General features: G+C 44.1%; 20 protein-coding genes. 3 read left to right on the forward strand and 17 right to left on the reverse strand.

What is annotated here, in order from left to right:
* Nucleotides 1–33: 33 nt before the first annotated feature.
* The 10 genes from DTQ70_RS20620 to DTQ70_RS20665 all read right to left on the reverse strand — a co-directional run bounded on the left by DTQ70_RS20620 (nucleotide 34) and on the right by DTQ70_RS20665 (nucleotide 10,499).
* Entirely contained in the window at nucleotides 34–771 is a 738-nt protein-coding gene (locus tag DTQ70_RS20620; RefSeq protein WP_122932564.1) for a glycosyltransferase family 2 protein, read from the reverse strand.
* A gap of 113 nt (nucleotides 772–884) precedes the next feature.
* Nucleotides 885–1,700, reverse strand: coding sequence for a glycosyltransferase (locus tag DTQ70_RS20625; RefSeq protein WP_122932565.1), 816 nt, complete (start codon nucleotides 1,698–1,700; stop codon nucleotides 885–887).
* The gene (locus DTQ70_RS20630; protein ID WP_122932566.1) at nucleotides 1,697–2,671 is read right to left on the reverse strand and encodes a glycosyltransferase family 2 protein; all 975 of its coding nucleotides are present in this window, start codon (nucleotides 2,669–2,671) and stop codon (nucleotides 1,697–1,699) included. The genes DTQ70_RS20625 and DTQ70_RS20630 overlap by 4 nt, the downstream gene beginning before the upstream one ends.
* Nucleotides 2,668–3,504, reverse strand: a complete 837-nt coding sequence (locus DTQ70_RS20635) for a phytanoyl-CoA dioxygenase family protein (RefSeq protein WP_122932567.1) — start codon at nucleotides 3,502–3,504, stop codon at nucleotides 2,668–2,670. The genes DTQ70_RS20630 and DTQ70_RS20635 overlap by 4 nt, the downstream gene beginning before the upstream one ends.
* A gap of 109 nt (nucleotides 3,505–3,613) precedes the next feature.
* Nucleotides 3,614–4,552, reverse strand: coding sequence for a hypothetical protein (locus DTQ70_RS20640; protein ID WP_122932568.1), 939 nt, complete (start codon nucleotides 4,550–4,552; stop codon nucleotides 3,614–3,616).
* 157 nt (nucleotides 4,553–4,709) lie between these two features.
* Nucleotides 4,710–5,585 (reverse strand): class I SAM-dependent methyltransferase, encoded by an 876-nt coding sequence (locus DTQ70_RS20645; RefSeq protein ID WP_122932569.1) that lies wholly within the window; start codon nucleotides 5,583–5,585, stop codon nucleotides 4,710–4,712.
* Between the two features lie 95 nt (nucleotides 5,586–5,680).
* On the reverse strand, nucleotides 5,681–7,264 hold the full coding sequence (locus tag DTQ70_RS20650) for a hypothetical protein (RefSeq protein ID WP_164490134.1): 1,584 nt from the start codon (nucleotides 7,262–7,264) through the stop codon (nucleotides 5,681–5,683).
* 36 nt (nucleotides 7,265–7,300) lie between these two features.
* The gene (locus DTQ70_RS20655) at nucleotides 7,301–8,245 is read right to left on the reverse strand and encodes a glycosyltransferase (RefSeq protein WP_122932571.1); all 945 of its coding nucleotides are present in this window, start codon (nucleotides 8,243–8,245) and stop codon (nucleotides 7,301–7,303) included.
* A gap of 32 nt (nucleotides 8,246–8,277) precedes the next feature.
* A complete protein-coding gene (locus DTQ70_RS20660) occupies nucleotides 8,278–9,351 on the reverse strand; it encodes an NAD-dependent epimerase/dehydratase family protein (protein ID WP_122932572.1) in 1,074 nt (357 codons plus the stop codon).
* Between the two features lie 113 nt (nucleotides 9,352–9,464).
* Nucleotides 9,465–10,499 (reverse strand): cell wall metabolism sensor histidine kinase WalK, encoded by a 1,035-nt coding sequence (locus tag DTQ70_RS20665; protein ID WP_122932573.1) that lies wholly within the window; start codon nucleotides 10,497–10,499, stop codon nucleotides 9,465–9,467.
* A gap of 123 nt (nucleotides 10,500–10,622) precedes the next feature.
* Between DTQ70_RS20665 and rpmG the strand changes: the two genes are divergently transcribed.
* The 3 genes from rpmG (at nucleotide 10,623) to ftsY (ending at nucleotide 12,097) form a co-directional block, all read left to right on the forward strand.
* Nucleotides 10,623–10,805, forward strand: coding sequence for a 50S ribosomal protein L33 (rpmG, locus tag DTQ70_RS20670; RefSeq protein ID WP_028523859.1), 183 nt, complete (start codon nucleotides 10,623–10,625; stop codon nucleotides 10,803–10,805).
* Nucleotides 10,806–10,891: 86 nt separating this feature from the next.
* Nucleotides 10,892–11,044, forward strand: a complete 153-nt coding sequence (locus DTQ70_RS20675) for a DUF4295 domain-containing protein (protein WP_084332196.1) — start codon at nucleotides 10,892–10,894, stop codon at nucleotides 11,042–11,044.
* A gap of 96 nt (nucleotides 11,045–11,140) precedes the next feature.
* Nucleotides 11,141–12,097 (forward strand): signal recognition particle-docking protein FtsY, encoded by a 957-nt coding sequence (gene ftsY / locus DTQ70_RS20680; protein ID WP_122932574.1) that lies wholly within the window; start codon nucleotides 11,141–11,143, stop codon nucleotides 12,095–12,097.
* Between the two features lie 83 nt (nucleotides 12,098–12,180).
* Here the strand turns inward: ftsY and rpsG are convergent, their stop codons facing one another.
* The 7 genes from rpsG to DTQ70_RS20715 all read right to left on the reverse strand — a co-directional run bounded on the left by rpsG (nucleotide 12,181) and on the right by DTQ70_RS20715 (nucleotide 17,958).
* On the reverse strand, nucleotides 12,181–12,648 hold the full coding sequence (gene rpsG, locus DTQ70_RS20685) for a 30S ribosomal protein S7 (RefSeq protein WP_122932575.1): 468 nt from the start codon (nucleotides 12,646–12,648) through the stop codon (nucleotides 12,181–12,183).
* Between the two features lie 129 nt (nucleotides 12,649–12,777).
* The gene (gene rpsL / locus DTQ70_RS20690) at nucleotides 12,778–13,206 is read right to left on the reverse strand and encodes a 30S ribosomal protein S12 (protein WP_028523856.1); all 429 of its coding nucleotides are present in this window, start codon (nucleotides 13,204–13,206) and stop codon (nucleotides 12,778–12,780) included.
* A 145-nt stretch (nucleotides 13,207–13,351) separates the two neighbouring features.
* Nucleotides 13,352–14,548: an ATP-binding protein gene (locus DTQ70_RS20695; protein ID WP_122932576.1), complete on the reverse strand. Its 1,197-nt coding sequence runs from the start codon at nucleotides 14,546–14,548 to the stop codon at nucleotides 13,352–13,354.
* A 61-nt stretch (nucleotides 14,549–14,609) separates the two neighbouring features.
* Nucleotides 14,610–14,987, reverse strand: a complete 378-nt coding sequence (locus DTQ70_RS20700; protein ID WP_122932577.1) for a rhodanese-like domain-containing protein — start codon at nucleotides 14,985–14,987, stop codon at nucleotides 14,610–14,612.
* A 12-nt stretch (nucleotides 14,988–14,999) separates the two neighbouring features.
* A complete protein-coding gene (locus tag DTQ70_RS20705) occupies nucleotides 15,000–15,809 on the reverse strand; it encodes a sulfite exporter TauE/SafE family protein (protein WP_122932578.1) in 810 nt (269 codons plus the stop codon).
* 54 nt (nucleotides 15,810–15,863) lie between these two features.
* Nucleotides 15,864–16,517: a response regulator transcription factor gene (locus DTQ70_RS20710; protein ID WP_122932579.1), complete on the reverse strand. Its 654-nt coding sequence runs from the start codon at nucleotides 16,515–16,517 to the stop codon at nucleotides 15,864–15,866.
* Between the two features lie 4 nt (nucleotides 16,518–16,521).
* Nucleotides 16,522–17,958, reverse strand: coding sequence for a histidine kinase (locus tag DTQ70_RS20715; protein ID WP_122932580.1), 1,437 nt, complete (start codon nucleotides 17,956–17,958; stop codon nucleotides 16,522–16,524).
* Nucleotides 17,959–17,965 lie beyond the last annotated feature (7 nt).

The raw sequence follows: 17,965 nt of genomic DNA on the forward strand, positions 1-17,965 counted from the left end.
ACAAAGATCGGGTTGTGAGCAACCCTCAGCACGTTAGTTTTTCTTACGATAATCGCCGCGAGAGAACGTTTTTTCGATAAAACAGTACATCAAAATAAAGAAGTAACGACTTCCCATTTCTTTGATTTTGAGTTTCGACTCGCCGTACTTACGATTAGTCCAGCTGTTAGGAACCACGGCGTAGCTGTATCCTCGCACAATTGCTTTGAGCGGCAATTCTACCGTTAGGTTAAAATGGGGAGAAAGAAAAGGCTTGAGCCCTTCCATGGTTTCGCGTTTGTAGAGTTTGAAGGCATTGGTGGTATCGTTGTACTTAATGCCCATCACCATCCGAATGATAAAATTGGCCAAACGGTTGATGACTTTTTTTATCGTCGGATAGTCATAGACATTACCCCCTTTTCCCCAACGCGACCCAAACACTGCGTCGTAGTTTCCTTCGACCATTTTTTTGTAAAACTTCACCAAATCTTCTGGGTCATCAGACAAATCGGCCATAAAAACCGCCACGCAGTCGCCCGAAAAACGCTCAAGGCCATAGCGAACGGCGTATCCAAAACCATTCGGACCTGGGTTGGTTTCATAAACTAAGGTCGGAATTTCTTTTGACAGCTCTTGTAAAACCTGTAAAGTTTTATCTTTTGAGTTGTCGTTGGTCACCCAAATCTCGTGCGGGATGTCGTACTTCGACAACGTTTGGTATAACGTGCCTAATGTTTGTGGCAAAGAATCTTGTTCGTTATAGGCGGGTATGACAACGCTTAATTTCATCTATGTGGCAGGCCCTCTTTCGCTACGACAATTGTCTGGGCGCGGGCGTTTTATGAATGATTTTGAGAGAATGACCCTAAGAGGATTATACAGCAAAATTGGGTCATTTTGACCTAATTTCCAATTTTTTCCAGTAAACGGTCGTAATACTGCAAGGTTTTCTGAACAGTATCGTCGTAAATAAAATCAAGCCATTCGTTTACATCAGCAAACATTTGGCGTCGGTTTCGGAGAAAGTAAGGGTTGGTCGTTGCGTGAACATGGCTGAGTCCTCCACGGTGTTTTCGATATTTTCCCATCGTTTCGGACAAATACCCAATTTTCCCGCGCGCAGCCAATTGAATCACCAACGCCCAATCGCCCGCCGCCGCGCGATGATGCCATTCCGCAAAATCTTCGTTACGGAAAAAATTTCGGTACAGTAAACTGGCCGTTCCAATAAACCAACGGTCTTCCAACACATCTTTTACCGTAGAAACTGCCTTTTGGTCAGGTTCATTAAAAGGGTGGCTCGGCGAATTATCTTCGTAAATCACCTCCAAATTATGGTGACAAATGGCAAAATCGGGGTGAGCTTCCATAAAATCGACTTGCTTTTGCAGCTTCAGCGGGTCGGTCCAATAATCATCGCCTTCACAAAGCGCCACATAGTCGCCTTGGCAAGCTTTAAGCAAAAAAAGCACGTTGTTTCGTCCCCCAAACTCCCGAGGCTCTTTCGGCCCTAAGTTTTCGGGATGCAGATACGCCCTAATTTTGTCAGGAAACCGCTCAGCGTATTCCCGAATGATGCGCGGGGCGGCGTCAGTAGAAGCATCGTCACCCACCACAATTTCAAACGGAAAGGTCGTTTGCTGCATCAACGCACCTTCGAGCATTTGTGCAATGTACTTTTCGTGGTTGAAGGTGGGAACACAAACGCTAACTTTCATCGGGAAGATTCTTTCAAACGGTGAGGTAATAGCGCAAAGAAGCTATAAACGTTCATCATCCACTTTGGAAGCACGTAATCTCGGATAATTTCTTTGGAAATTTCGCGAGGAGGTTGTCCCAATTGAAGGTATTTCAACGCCAACCTTGCGCGGCGGAAGTAGCTTTTTTGATACTGTCGGGCATCGAGAAGCATTCGGTAGTAACGCGCGATGTTGAGCCGCAACAGCGAGTGGTGGCGATACTCTAATTCTTTATCAATGCCTTCGTACATCGCAATTCGGTTGTACAAAAAGCGCGCATCGCGGTAGTGGTCTTTAAAACTTGCCCCTCCTCTATTTTTTCGATACACAGACATTACGCCTGGTACGTACCCAATTGGGCCGTGTTTGGCCAAAATCACGTAACGCGGAATATCTCCACTCGACGATTTCAAAAACCACTCGGGGTAGTGCATAATGCCATTTTTAAACATCACCGCCGACGTGGCCATGAACCAAATTTCGTCTTCCCCGACCAAATCGGCCGCCGTAATGACCTCTTTCTGGTCGGGTGCATTGAGTTCGTGTGAGGGCGTACCGTCTTCGTAGGTAATGAGGGCATTATGAAAACAAGCCGAAAAATCAGGATGCGCCTCCATGAAATCGACTTGGCGTTGCAGTTTCTGGTCGTCGGTCCAGTAATCGTCCCCGTCCATCGGGGCAATGTACGTTCCTTTGGCCAATTTGAGGGTTTCGATGGTATTGAAAAGGCCATTTTGCCCCAAATTTTTGGAATGCAAAACAGCCTTTACTTTATCAGGATATTTTTCTTGGTAAGCGAGTATGGTTTCTTGCGCACCATCCGTCGAGCAATCGTCTCCTACCAATATTTCAATATCGAAATTTGTTTTCTGGGACAACGCACTTTCAATGGCTTTGCCAATAAATTCTTTCTGGTTGTACGTAAGAATCGCAACGCTTACTTTAATCATACGGCAGGTGTTGGTGAAGCAAAAACAGCTTCAAGTTGTTCTACAGTTGGAAAATTTGGTGTCACCAATTCAGCCTCTGGTTTGTATATATACGCCATTGGATAACCTCTTTCAATAAAAGTAGCTTCGGCCAAGTTGTTATAACGAAGCTGCACCGACCAGCGAATGTTATTAGTGATATTATTGCCCGATTGGTGTACCAAGAATGCTGAGAAAATCAACAAATCTCCTACTTGGAATTCGGTTTGGACAAAATCCTCGTCGTTCAGTTGAGCGGTAATTCCTCCTTGATATCCCGACGTACTCGACTCCAACAGTCCCCAAGTGTGACTACGCGGAATTACTTGTAACGCGCCTAAATCGGCACCTGCGTCCACCATCGGAAACCAAATCACCGTACTATCGAGCGAGCCTTGACCCGTACGCCAATCTTGGTGGGCATCGAGTTTCCAGTGCTTACTACCGTCTTTTGATAGAAAACGGCTATTGAATTGCATGGCAGGACGAGCGCCAATAACGGGCTGCTCGATGCCAACTTCTTTTAAGAGATTGACAATTTTTTCACTTACCGCAAACTGGTGAAGCGACAAGCTATGCTGAACCGTAACGCCTGTATTTCTAAAGGCCGTAAAATCTTTTTCAAAAAACTCAAACATCGCGTTTTCGAAAGCATCACGGTCATTAATATCAACGGTACGCCCCGTAACGTGCTTTATCTGAACGGCAAATATTTCACGTGCTTCGCGGTAGATGTTTTCCACCACGCTTTTATCTAAGAAGTTGCGAATGAGTAAAAACCCATCTTGACGAAATTGCTCTGCTAATGTTGACATGGTACTAATCTGTTTGGTTTAACAACCTTCAATGTTACGAATCATGGCCTTTTGAAAGTATGACCTTGGTCAAAAATCAAAAGTAAAGTTACAACAAACCTTCCAACTTTTAATCTTCCCAAACGGCATAGCCAAAACCAGCCGCACCAAAACCGTTGCCATTGTACAGTAAATACTTTTTACCCTTGTGTTCGTAGCAATAAGCATAGTCAATCATGTTGTAATCAAAGTCACCTGGTGTCTCTGATTTATGAATCCCTACCAAATGGTCTTTTCGCTCCCAATGCTCTCCATCCACCGATTCGGCATAGCCAAGGCGATAGCTCTGGTTGCGGTCGGTACGGTAGTCGCGCGTGTGGCGGAATGAATAGTACATTTTGTAAATACCGTCTTCTTTAAACACACTCGGACGACCAACAGCATGCAAGAAATCGTCAAAATCGAGCGTTGGTACATCACTGATATTCCAGTAAATACCATCGGTAGAAGTGGCCGACTGACAACGATAGTAGGGCTCAGGGTAGCCGTGGATGTACTCACATTTATGCCCTGAAATGTACCACATCCGCCACGTTCCGTCTTCTTCACGCATCACCGAAGGCTGCGCCGCCCAAATGGGGTTTTGAATGCTACGGTCCATGATAGGCCCCGTAAACATCTTTTTGAAAGTCAACCCACCGTCGTGACTTACCGAAAGTCCCATCGAAAGGCGGTATGAGTTGTGGGTACGATTCCAACCCGTGTAGTACAACCAAATATCGCCGTTGGGCATATCAACAAACCACGCTGGCATGGCGCCCGTTTCGTCGTATTCACCTGGGCCACCAAGCTCCAATACGGGCTTGTCGTGGATGTATAAAATCTTTTTAGGGTCATCATAATCCACGTCGATAAAAGTAGGACGAGATTGCCCTTTGTCATCGCGTGACGAGAAATAAATACGTAAAAAATCAGGGTGCTTGTACGCATACGGCACTTGCGCGTGCGAACGACTGTGCGCCAACGACCCATCTGGTTTATAAATTACTCCTTTTTTTTGCCAAGCCATTTTTGTTTGCAGTTTACTGTTTTCAGGTTTTCTGCTTTGTGTTTTTGATAATGTATCGTCTAATCGGTTGAGAGCAGCCCTCTGATACCATCTGTTTTGCGTCAGACGACAGTCAGACGCGCTAAAGTCGGGTTGTGAGCAACCCTCAACACTAACACTAGGCTTTTTCTGCTCTCAAACGCCAGTTATCCACAAAATCTTTGCCTGGGATTGGCAAATCAATGTCAATTTCAGGAGCTTTGGCAGCGACGGTATATTCCATCACATAAAAGCAGTTGCCAAAAATATAGTGCAATTTGAAGTTTTCAACGTTGGCAGGCAAATCGGCGATGGGCACCTCGGCACGGAACAACGGGTTGGCTTTCCAAAGTGTCTGGTACGTAGGTTCGTTGCGAAGCCACGGCGCCATACTTTCGTCTCCAATCACTACTTTTCCTCCTACTTTCACCACCCGAGTAAGTTCCGTAAAGGCTTTTTTACGTTCCGAAAATGTATTGATTCCCCCAAAGTGAAATACAGAATCAAACGTACCGTCCGCAAAAGGCAAGTACGAACCATTTCCCAAAAAGAAATGAATATTTACGTCCTCGGCCTTCAATTTCTGCGTAGCAAGTCGCAACATATTGGGTGAAAGATCCGACAATACTGCCGTTCCGCCTGGGCTAATTTGCTCAATAATCAAGGCCGAATCTTTTCCAGTTCCTGCTCCTACTTCAAGCACAGTTTGGCCAGGTTGCAAGTTCATCAATCCAATCATAAATTGGCGAGTAGCCGCTTCATCAGAGTGATTCAATGTTTCAAACACCCACGAAACGCCGCGGTCATAGCGTTGATACGCTTGGTCGTAGAGATGCTGCTCGCGGGCATCATCCTCAAACAACTCACGCGGATGCACCATGTCGATGATGTTTGAATCCAACACAGGATAAACTGTGCCATCGGGAGCGGTAAGCGATTGGCCATCTTCGGCAACTTGTAGCGGCTGTCCCGTTTTAGGGCAAACCAATGAAGCAAGGAATTGAGTATGTGTCATTCTATTAGGATTCTAAACTAATCATCAAGAGGGTCAAAATTAACGCATCTTTTATACTTTGGCAAAGATGGTTTCTTGGCCAAAGGAGGGATTTATTATTCGGTTCGTACAAAAACGCGGGTATTTTCTACTTCTCCCACGAGTCGATAGTGCGCTTCAATCAAGGCTTTAAGTTCGGGAAAAGCTTCGTGCGCTTGCGTTGCGCGGTCGTAGAGCCACAAACTATTCGGGCCTACGGCATCTACAAAGACTTTAGGAGTATTTTGTTTTAAATCAGCCAGATAGCGTTTGTAATAAATCTCTCGCATCGGATGCAGATAAATACATCGTTCCGAATGGTTCTCGGCCGTTCCTTGGGGCATTTGTGTTTCTACGTGATACCGACACATCCAACCCCAAATCACCAAACGGTCGCTGGGGGTGGCATATTTTTGTATCAATTTCGACACTTGGCTTACAGGCACGCGGTGGTCAGCCGTCGAAAAATAAGCATTGAGTGGCTCACGTTTCAGTACTTTGTATCCAAACCAACCTACCCACACGCTTACTGTCAATATCGCCAGCATTGCAAATGCTTTAGGTTTAAAGACCAAGGTATTGATACCCAACGCCGCCATCAATCCAAATGGATAGATGCACAGATTGAGGTAATGTACAAAATCATTTCCCGACTTGGTGGCGGCATACAACGCAGTCAATAGCCAAAGCACGGCAAAATAGAACATTGTTGTTTTATTTTTTCCTCCTCTAAAAGCCAACAATACCAACGGCAGGGTAGTCAGCAAAAACGCCATAAAACTGGGGCTTTTGGCAAAAAAATGCGGCAAACGAAGAATCGAATCAGTCAACGAGCTACCGCCCGCGTAGATGAGGTTTCCAAGAACGTAAAAATTCCAAAAATCGTCGAGCACATCGTACGTCCACGCCCACACCAAGGTCAATATCGGGAACGTCACCGCTCCAAGCACCAATGCGCTGAGTTTGGTTATCTTTTTCTCCGTATTCCACCCCTGTATAATTGCAAATAGCCCAATCACCGCAGCTTGAGGCACTACTTGAATTTTAGCAAATGGACTCATACCTAAGACCAGCCCAAGCAAAAACCAAGGAGCTATTTTTAGCGACGGATTCCAATTTTTGGACAATAACCAAAGCCCTATATTTAATATCAAAACGGGAAGTTGTTCGCTCGAATAATGCACATAATCAGCTTCCTGTGTAAAAGTAAGTAAAAATAACGGCGGCAAGAGCGCAACGCGAGCGGCGTCTTCTCCCCACCAATTTTTCAGACTGCGGTAAAAAAACCACAGACTTCCCAACACACAAAGCAAGCCCACCAAACGCCCCGAAGTATAATCTATCGCTCTTCCAAAAAACGATGGCAGCAAAAGAGCATAATTATCGAGCGGGCCAATGGTAGTCCCATCCACCGACTGCCAATAAATAGGATACTGTTTGAGGGTAATGGCGTGGGCCAACATTTGACTTTCGTCGGGGTTGATTTCTTGGTTAAAAATCACCACGGGCAAGCGCATAAACAACAACAAAGCTGCTGCTACTCCCAGAAAAAGAATTTCTTGAAAGCGCTTATTTTTCCATAATGCCAGTACTACTATCACTCCTGCAAGGAGATAGCCAAGGGCAAAATACACTATGGGAAAATCGTCGAAACTCAACACAACTACTTATTGATTATTTGCTGATGAACACTGTTTTTAACTTATGTCTTCTACTTTCTCAATAAAATCGCGGTACTGAAGCACGGGAATAAATTGCTGTTGGGTACGGTATTGAAGCACCATAAAAACAAGAAAAAGCGAAATCAAAAACGATTGAAGTACCACAATCAACAAGGCCGAACTGAGCGTAGATGCCCACCCTGGCGAGGCGTCGTTCATCCATTTCAAAAACAATACGACACAAATGACCAACAACGCCGCCAATGACATCCCAATCGAGAAGATTAAAATGCGAACTGCCGTTACGTCAATCAGCACCGAAATCGTACTCAGTCCGTGCAATACCAGCGACACAAAATTCATCTTGCTTTCACCCGCCAAACGTTTTCCCCGCTCGGTAGGAATGGCTACATACGGAATCCGTGATCTAATAATACCCCCAGGAAAATTGTTCCATATTTCAGAGACGCGCACAAGGTTTTGCAAACGTCGCTGCGGAATCAATGAGAAGTTTCCAAACGTAATCACTTTCCCCGTCAACTGACGAAAGATAAATTTATAAATACCGTAGAAAAAACGAAAAGTAAAGCTCTCTTGGCGTTTGGTACGTTGCGCAAACACAATACGGTCAGGTGCTTTTTCTGAAGCCGCGACTAGGGCGTTAATGTCTTTAGGAGCATCTTCGCCATCGGCATCCATCACAATCACTTTTTCGCACGATACCTCTTTGGCGATGTAAGACAACCCAATCGCAATAGCTCGTTGATGTCCCAAATTGCGATATAGACGCACAATTTGCACCTGTTGCCCCCGAAACGCCACCAAATGTTCTAAATCTTGACTAGAACAATCATCTACAATAACCAAAGACGTAGTGGCCAACAATTCGGCCACTACGTCTTGATTAATGCGTTCGATAAGCAGGTTTAACGCCTCCCAATCGTTGTATTGCGGTATGAGTATGACGTATTTTGAAGTCATTGAGTGTGTTATCAGTTTAACAGATAACAGTTCTACACCGTCATCGCCAAACGAGCGGCGATACCGTCGTGGATTTGAACAAGTGTTTGTTCAAGGTTATAAGTCCAGTTCCAATCTGGGTAGTGGCTCTTAAATTTCGTCAAGTCACTTACGTACCAAATGTGGTCACCGATACGGTTGGTTTCTGAGTAATGATATGTCAATTTTTTACCCGCAATTTTCTCACAAATCGCGATAGCTTCCAACATTGAGCAGTTGGCATAGCGGCCACCGCCTGCGTTGTAGGCTTCTCCTGGACGTGGGTTTTGGTAAAAATGCCAGAACATATTCACCAAGTCGTAGCTGTGGATATTGTCACGGACTTGCTTTCCTTTGTAACCAAAAATAGTGTAAGGGTTACCCGTAATCGTACACTTCATCAAATACGCCAAAAATCCGTGCAACTGCGCACCTGAGTGGTTAGGACCAGTCAAACATCCACCACGGAATACCCCTACTTTCATGCCAAAATAACGGCCGTACTCTTGGCACATAATATCTGCCGCTACTTTCGACGCTCCAAAAATAGAGTGTTTGGTATGGTCAAGGCTATGGTGTTCGTCAATACCATTTTTGAAATATGCGTGGTCTTCCGAAATCTCCCAACGGCTCTCTAGTTCTACCAATGGCAAGTAATTAGGGTTATCGCCATATACTTTGTTGGTCGAAGTAAAAATAAATACCGCCTCTGGGCAGTTTTGGCGGGTCATTTCAAGCATGTTGAGCGTTCCGACCGCGTTTACTCCGAAGTCAGTAAAAGGCTCACGTGCCGCCCAGTCGTGGCTTGGTTGAGCCGCGGCATGAACGATTAGCTTAATGTCGGCACCATATTCTTTAAAAATGGGCTCCAACTGGCTCACTTCACGGATATCAGCGCTGTAGTGCTTATAATTCGTGTACGCATCTTGCAAACGGTTACGGTTCCATTCCGTATTTCCGTCTTGCCCAAAGAAATATTGACGTAAATTATTATCTACCCCAATCACGAGGTCAAATTTATCAGCAAAAAAAGCGACCGACTCGCTTCCAATCAATCCAGCCGAACCAGTGACAAGTGCAATGTTCATACAAGAATCGTCTTTTGAAGTGTTATGTATATTGGAAAATTTCTATTTTTCTCTTTTAAAGGCGTAAAATAAGTCAAAAAAGTTCAATTCGCCTAATCCGTAAAATAAGTCAGTTAGTCAGCTTTCTCTAGTTTAAAACTAAAGGTTGTCCCTTTTTCCACTTTGCTCGCTACCGAAATCTTTGACCCGTGCGCACTCAAAATATGCTTCACAATGGCCAGTCCCAGCCCCGTTCCTCCTTTTTCACGCGAGCGGCTTTTGTCCACCCGATAAAACCGCTCAAACAAGCGCGGCAAGTGTTCCGACGGAATCCCAGGGCCATTGTCACGTACCGATATTACAAAATGTTTTTTCTCTTCTTCAAAATGGATAACCACCTTTCCGTTGTCATTTCCGTATTTAATGGCGTTTTCGATGAGGTTTGTCATCACTTGCGTGATTCGATAGGCGTCGGCTTTTACCCAGACGTGCGCCAGTTGATCGGGTTTAATTTTTAGGAGGGTTTTGCGCAGGTTTGCTTTGTGTTCAAGCTGTTCACAGACTTCCAAGGTCAGCAAACGCAAGTCCACCATTTCCTTGTGCATTCGGATTTCTCCCGTTTCCATCTGCGACAATGCCACTAAATCTTTAACGAGCGCATCGAGCCCATCCAAGCTTTTTGCAGCTTTCTGCAGAAACTTATCCCGCACTTTTACATCGTCCATGGCACCATCCAACAGGGTATGAATAAAGCCTTGCGCTGCAAAAATGGGCGTTTTTAATTCATGCGAAACATCCGCCAAAAACTCCCGACGAAATATTTCTAATTTTTTTAGTTCGTCGATTTCTTGCTGCTTACGAGCCACATAGACAAAAATCTCTTGGTTGAGTTTTTTCAACGGGTTGGCATCGCTCACAATCGCTTTTCTTGGAAAGCTAAAGTCCTTGAGTTTCAGGCGTTGAATGGTCTGGTGCATTTTGGTCACTTCACGATAGACCAAAATTTCAATGGCGTACATTATCAAAAAAAAAGCAGCCGAAAAACTGGCAAGCCCTGCCACAAAAAACATACTTCCGTTGGTACCACTCACAAACGAAAGAAAGGCAACAGTAATGGCCGAAATGGCTAGGGCAAGTAAGAAAGCAATGATACGTGGCGTAAATCGCATGAGGGTAAAGATGTCTCTGCCGCAAAGTTACGCAAATATTTTTCCTGAAATTTTAAGAAAATGTTTTGTCTTATGCTTGACTATCTGTAACTTTGCGCTCCGTTTTGAAATTTTTGAAAAGCAATGGCAAAGAAAGGTAACAGAATACAAGTAATTTTGGAATGTACGGTTCAAAAGGAATCAGGCGTTCCTGGCATGTCGCGTTACATCACGACAAAGAACCGTAAAAACACCCCTGCCCGTATGGAAATGAAGAAATACAATCCATACTTGAAGAAAGTAACGGTTCACAAAGAAATTAAATAATTTGTTATTTGTTGATCGTTAACTAGTTAATTGGTACTGTTAAACGATTGAACATTAACTTTTAACAATCTTAACTGATACTTACAATGGCAAAGAAAGTAGTTGCAACCCTGAAAAAAGAAGGTGGTAAGACATACGCTAAGGTGATTCAAGCTGTGAAATCTCCAAAGACTGGTGCTTACACTTTTAAAGAGGTTATCGTTCCTACCGATGAGGTACAGGCTGCGTTGAAAAACTAATTCGCAACCTCTGTTACCGTAACGATATTCTAAGAAAGTCCCCATGAGGGACTTTTTTTGTTGTACATTTGTGACAGAATTTATACAAACGATAACATGGGTTTATTTGATTTTTTCTCAAAAGAAAAAAAAGAGACGCTCGATAAAGGGCTCGAAAAATCAAAAGAAAGCTTCTTTGGGAAATTGAGCCGCGCCCTCGTCGGTAAATCAACCGTCGATGAGGAAGTCTTAGATGAGTTAGAAGAGATTCTAATTAGCTCAGATGTGGGTGTTGGTACTACCGTCAAAGTCATTGAGCGCATCGAAGCACGCGTTTCAAAAGACAAATACACGAGCACTAGCGAGCTCGACCGAATCCTTCGTGACGAGATTGCTGCTCTACTTACCGAGAATCAATCACTTGATATTAAAGACAGCTTTGAAACCGACAACCTGCCGAAACCTTATGTCATCATGGTTGTGGGGGTAAACGGCGCTGGCAAAACAACGACCATTGGAAAACTGGCTCACCAGTTCAACAAACGTGGTAAAAAAGTTGTCTTAGGTGCAGGTGACACTTTCCGCGCTGCTGCTGTAGATCAACTCAAAACCTGGGGACAGCGTGCAGGCGTGCCAGTTATCGATCACGGCATGAATACCGACCCCGCTGCCGTGGCGCACGATGCCGTCAAGAAAGGGGTAGAAATGGGCGCTGACGTGGTGATTGTGGATACTGCTGGACGCTTACACACCAAAGTAAACTTGATGAACGAGCTAACGAAAATTAAGCGTGTCATGCAAAAAGTATTGCCCGACGCTCCGCATGAAGTATTATTGGTGTTAGATGGAAGCACAGGCCAAAACGCAGTGATTCAGGCACGTGAATTTACCAAAGCCACCGAAGTGACTTCACTGGCGATTACTAAGCTCGACGGTACTGCCAAAGGTGGCGTCGTGATTGGTATTTCGGACGAGTTCAAAATTCCTGTCAAATACATTGGCGTAGGCGAACGCATGGACGACTTACAAGTATTTGACCGTGCTCAATTTGTCGATTCTTTATTTAAGAAATAACCGCCCCAAAGCACAAACAAAAAGAAAGCCGACCCTCAAGAGAGTCGGCTTTTATATTTTGCCTAGTCAGGCGCTTCAGTTTACTAGAAACGGAAGTGCGAGAACGCTTTGTTGGCTTCAGCCATACGGTGCGTATCGTCTTTCTTCTTCACAGAAGCACCTTCACCTTTTGATGCCGCAACGATTTCAGCCGCCAAACGGTCACGCATGGTTTTTTCACCGCGCAAACGAGCGTACTTAATCATCCACTTCATACCCAAAGCAACTTTACGGTCTGGACGAACTTCGGTTGGAACTTGGAAGTTAGCACCACCTACGCGGCGGCTTTTTACCTCTACAGCAGGCATTACGTTGTTCAACGCACGGCGCCATACTTCAAGGCCACTTTCGTTAAGACGTTTTTCAGCAATTTCCAATGCACCGTAGAAAATTTCGTACGCTGTACTTTTTTTACCTTCCAACATCAAGTTGTTCACAAACTTGGTTACCATTACGTCCCTGTACTTAGGGTCAGGCAATAGGTATCTTTTTTTAGGTTTTGCTTTTCTCATTGTACTGAGTTGTTAATCAATGTAGGTTTCGTTTTTCAACTGATTCATCCCGAACTAGCTTCGGGATTACTACCCTTTTATGCTATAATGTACTATGCAAACAAAAGGACGAACGCTAACGCGTTTTAATTACTTCTTCTTACCTGGTGCTGGTTTTCCACCCTTTCCTACTGGAGCTACTTGTCCTGGTTTCGGACGTTTAGCACCATAAAGTGAGCGGCTTTGTTTACGACCGTTTACACCTGCGGTATCAAGCGCACCACGAACGATGTGGTAACGTACCCCTGGAAGGTCTTTTACACGACCACCACGCACCAATACGATTGAGTGCTCTTGGAGGTTGTGACCTTCGCCTGGGATATAAGCGTTGACTTCCTTCATGTTTGACAAACGTACACGCGCAACTTTGCGCAAAGCCGAGTTTGGCTTCTTCGGGGTCGTGGTGTATACACGCGTACATACACCGCGACGTTGTGGGCAAGAATCTAAGGCTGGTGACTTAGATTTCCACGTCATTTGTTCGCGTCCTTTGCGTACTAACTGTGAAATAGTTGGCATTTTATACTGTTTTTTTCAAAAATGGTTATACCACCCCAAAAATGGGAGTGCAAAAATAGAAGTTTATCTTCTGATCACCAAGAATATACGCTAAGTTTTTTTAGTAAGTATGCTATTTGGAGAAAATTATTCTCAAAACTGTGGTTCAATATAAAAAACCAAATAACCACAAGGGGATGACATTTGTATAACCTATTTCAATGTTATCTTTTACAATCCAGGCGTTGGATAATGCCGCTATTTGCTTCTTTTTTTTGTTTTTTCCTCCTACCTCTAACGTATATTTATCATCTACCATAAAATCACCTTGTTCAGCTAATACCAAATGGTGTCCTTTGTTACAGAGTTGATTTGCCACAAATGTTTCACGTAGAGTACCCTCATTGGGCGTTTTACCTAACGCGTAATTGAAATTCGTATTCTCCAAAACAATTTTGTCAGGCTTTTGAAGTACCGAAGTTCCATGGCCTTCTTTGTGAATATTACGAATGATCGCCGCTTGTTCTAGATGTTGAAGCCACATTAGTACGGTATTTCGGCTAACTTGTAGTACCGTAGCTAGTTCCTGAATATTGGGAATGTAAGGAACTGTATCAGCTAAAACTCCTAACAATCGTCTAATTTTAGATTGATGACTCGCTGAATAATCATGCAAAAAAGCTAAATCAAAGCCCAGTACAGCATCAATGAGCTGGAAAGTTCTCATCCCATATTCTTGCTCAGAAGAAGTTTGAACTCCAAGTGGTAAATAGCCAGTTTGAAGATATTTTTTGAAGTGGAGCAATGGAGCCTTTAGCGTTTGCATCAACTCCATTGCTATTATTTGATGGTTTTCTAGCAGGCCACTTAATGAGAAAGAAGGCAAATCAGCCAGTTGGTATAATGATAAATACTCTCGAAACGACATTCCATGCAAGGTAACACTCAAAGCCCTACGGCTTAAATCAGCCTCTCCTCGGTAAATATCAAGGGCAGATGAAGCCGTAAAAAGTACCCGCATTTCGGGAAAGCCATCATAAATATTTTTTAACTCCGCCGACCAATGAGCGTATTTATGCACTTCATCAATAACTAGTAAACGCCCGCCTTGTTTGTGCCATTCTTCAGCGGTTTCGAGCAATGAATGTTGGTAAAACCACGGATGGTCAGCTGTGACGTACAAGGACGTTGACAACGGCTGTGTTTTAAAATATTGTAACAACAACGTTGTTTTTCCTACTCCCCGAATTCCCTTCACACCTACTAAACGGCTATGAAAAGGGATCTGCTGATATAAATACCGTTTAAACGATAAAGGCGTATTTTGCAGTATATTGTTTTGAAATGAGAACAATTTTTCCATAAAAACGTTTTTGTTTCAAAACAAATATAGGTTATTGACGCCACTTCTACGCTACAAATCCCTACTTTATTCCTTCTTTGGCTAGGTCGGCGTAGCCACCACCCTGCAAATTGTAGATTAATTTAAAGCCTGACTCTTTTAAAATTTGTGATGCCTTCGTACTACGCCCTCCTACGGCACAATACACAAAAACGGGTTTGTCTTTGTCTAGTTTTTGTACTTGCTCTTTGAATGCTGGGTCGTTGTAATTAATACATTTCGACGAAGCTATTTTACCCGCATTCCATTCGTTAGGCGTGCGAACGTCCAATAATTGGGCATTGGGAGTGGTCTTGAGTTTTTGAATAAATTCTTTAGGGGCTAAGTTTTCTTGGGCACGCAAAGAGGTGCCAGCCAATAGCACAATAACAAAAGTAAAAGTTGCAAGTAGCGTTTTCATGTTGTGAAAAAGTTAAGATAAAAACAGTTCTTTGAATAAAATGTAAAAGCCCATCACGAGCACAAAATAACCAAAAATTGGTTTTAATTTATCACCGCTAATCTTGCGAGCCAGCGAACTCCCTAGTAAAATACCGATAACTGCAAGGGTAGAAAAATGCACAAGAAATGGCCAGTTAATGAGCGAATGAAATTCGTAGTCGCGCCAAAAACCCGTCAGGGAGTTCGTAGCAATGATGACTAACGACGTTCCTACGGCCTGCTGCATCGGAAGGCGAGCAATCAGCACCAGCGCTGGAATAATCAAAAAACCTCCTCCTGCTCCCAACAATCCCGTGATTCCGCCCACTAAAAAACCCTTGAGCAACATATTTATGATCTGCCAGTACCCGCCTGCGGATGGGTTACCATTCCTTGGAAATTGGTTTGGCGGATTTTTTATCATCGAAAATGATGAAAAAACCATCAATACCGCAAACAGTGCCAGTAAAAAGCTCGAACGAGAAAGAATAAAAGTACCAGCTTGAAGTATTGGATTGGGAATGAGGGGCAACAAATAGGTACGCGTCAAAAACACACTCACCACCGAAGGAATTCCAAAAGTTAGCGTCAGTGGCCAATGAATATGCCCCGCACCCGCTCGGACCGTGGCTCCAACTAGGCTCGTGAGCCCCACAATAAAAAGTGAATAAGTGGTAGCAATAAGTGGCTCAACACCAAACAAATATACTAAAATGGGTACGGTAAGAATAGCTCCTCCGCTACCAATAAGTCCCAAGCAAAGCCCCATCACAAGCGCTCCTGCGTACCCAATGATTTCCATAAAAGTAAAGCACAGCTAGGAGGATGGTTTGGCGACTAACTGTGCTTTACAAATTTACAGCAACTTTTCTTCTAAGGCTAATTTTACCAATTCGGCCGCATTATGCACTTGAAGGCGACGCATCATGTTGGCACGGTGGTTGTCAACGGTACGTACACTAAGATCAAGAGTGTCAGCGATTTGGCGGCTACTCATGCCTTCCACCAGCAATTTTAGCACTTCTTTTTCTTTTTTGGAAAGTAGTGTTTTTCGTGATTCTGACGCTTTTTCTACTTTTTGAACCTGCGACAAATACCCATTCACAATCACCGCCGCTACTGCGGGGTTGAAATATTTTTCGCCATTTTTGACCGAATGTAGCGCCGCTAAAATTTCATCACGCGTGGCATCTTTGAGCAAATAACCATACGCTCCTGCCTCCACAGACTTGAGGATGTACGCGTCATCGTTGTGCATCGATAAAATGACAGGTCGGATGGCGGTGCTTTGCTTCACCACTTTACCTACTAACTCAATACCCGACATGCCTGGCATCGAAATGTCAATGAGCATCACCTGGGGTTTTAAGTAGGCAATTTTTTCGAGGGCTTCTTCCCCATTGGCGGCTTCGCCAATGACTTCGATTTCGTCGGTGCTTTCTAAAATCGACCGCAGTCCATTTCGGACTATTGTGTGGTCATCGACGAGTACTACTTGGATTTTCTTCATGTTGTTAGTTATGTTGAGGAATATTTACAATTATTTCGGTGCCTTGGCCTACTATCGAATGAATTTTGATTTTTCCATCCAGCAAACGCGTACGTTCTTGGAGGTTGGTCAAGCCGTGCGTAGGCACGAGCGTTGCTTGCGTTTTTTTATTGATTCTGAACCCTTTTCCATTATCACTGATTTTGAGTACAATGTCTTTTTCTTGACGAAAAATGCGAACAGCAATATTGGTGGCTTGCGCGTGTTTGACGGCATTGTGAATAGCCTCCTGAGCAATACGGTAAAGCCCTATTTCAATCCGTGGATCAAAACGTTCGTCCTTAAGATTTGACTCAAAAACCAACGGCGCTCCAGTATTTCTGACGGTAGAATCCACAAGCTGTTTTAGGGCCAACTTCACCCCAAAATCATTCAGAACAGTAGGCATCAGGTTGTTGGAAATCCCTCGTACTTCTTGGATTGTTTGCCCTACCAATTGTCGAAGATTAATGGCTTGTTGGCGGTCTTTTTCTGACCATCCCGTTCCATTTGAAAAGCTTTCGGCCATCAATTTCAGCCCAGTTAGCATCTGCCCTACCCCGTCGTGAAGCTCTTTGGAAAGGCGACGACGCTCCTCTTCCTGTCCTTGGAGCAACGCTGAAGTGTGAATTTTTTGTTCTTTCAGCTCTTGACGGTGCCGATGCTGCGTTGCTTCTAGCAACTTGGCCTGCGTAGCGCGCAACTCTTGATAAGCTTTTTGAAGTTCTTGGTTGGCCTGATGCGTTTTTTCGCGTGCTTCTATGAGCTGATGAAGCGTTTCGGAAAGTTTTACGACGGCGGGGCGAAAAATAAATAATCCCTCAACTAACAAAATACAAAGCGTAAAAGCCATCAGCCAAAGTTCAATGCGTCGGAGCGTTGTCACTTTGGCTTTGGCTTCTTGGTCATATTGAAATACAATACGATCCATTTTGCGCAAAAACACAAGTTCATGCGCAAAGATATTTTTCAGGTGAACATCCACATTTCCTTCGCGGGCGGGCTGTTCGAGCCAGCCGATGACCGAATGGGTACTGCCCGCAATTGCCTCAAAATGCGCATCAATGTCCTCAAACATCGCCTGTACGGTATCGCTGTTTACCGAAGTCGCCTTAATATCCCGAAGATTTCCCGTTTTTAATTGGTCGTGGTGATCTTCCCAATCGCGTAACACCTTTTTTAACTCTGTCACGTGCGTTGCTTTATCGGCCAAATCTGGTCGCTGGGTAAGTAAGAGGGCACTTTTGGCAATCAACTGACTTTGAAAGCGTTGACGACCCGCATAATTCACCAGCCAAGAGTCGTGCAACGACCCCTCCAAAGAATTTTGAACCAATAATTGTCCGAGTATCGTCAGAAATGCAACCAACGATAAGGCCATGATATACAGCCGAGTAAAACGTTTAGGTACGCGTAATGGCATAAGTTGG

Origin of the sequence: Runella sp. SP2, from assembly GCF_003711225.1 — a bacterium.
Lineage (GTDB): Bacteria > Bacteroidota > Bacteroidia > Cytophagales > Spirosomataceae > Runella.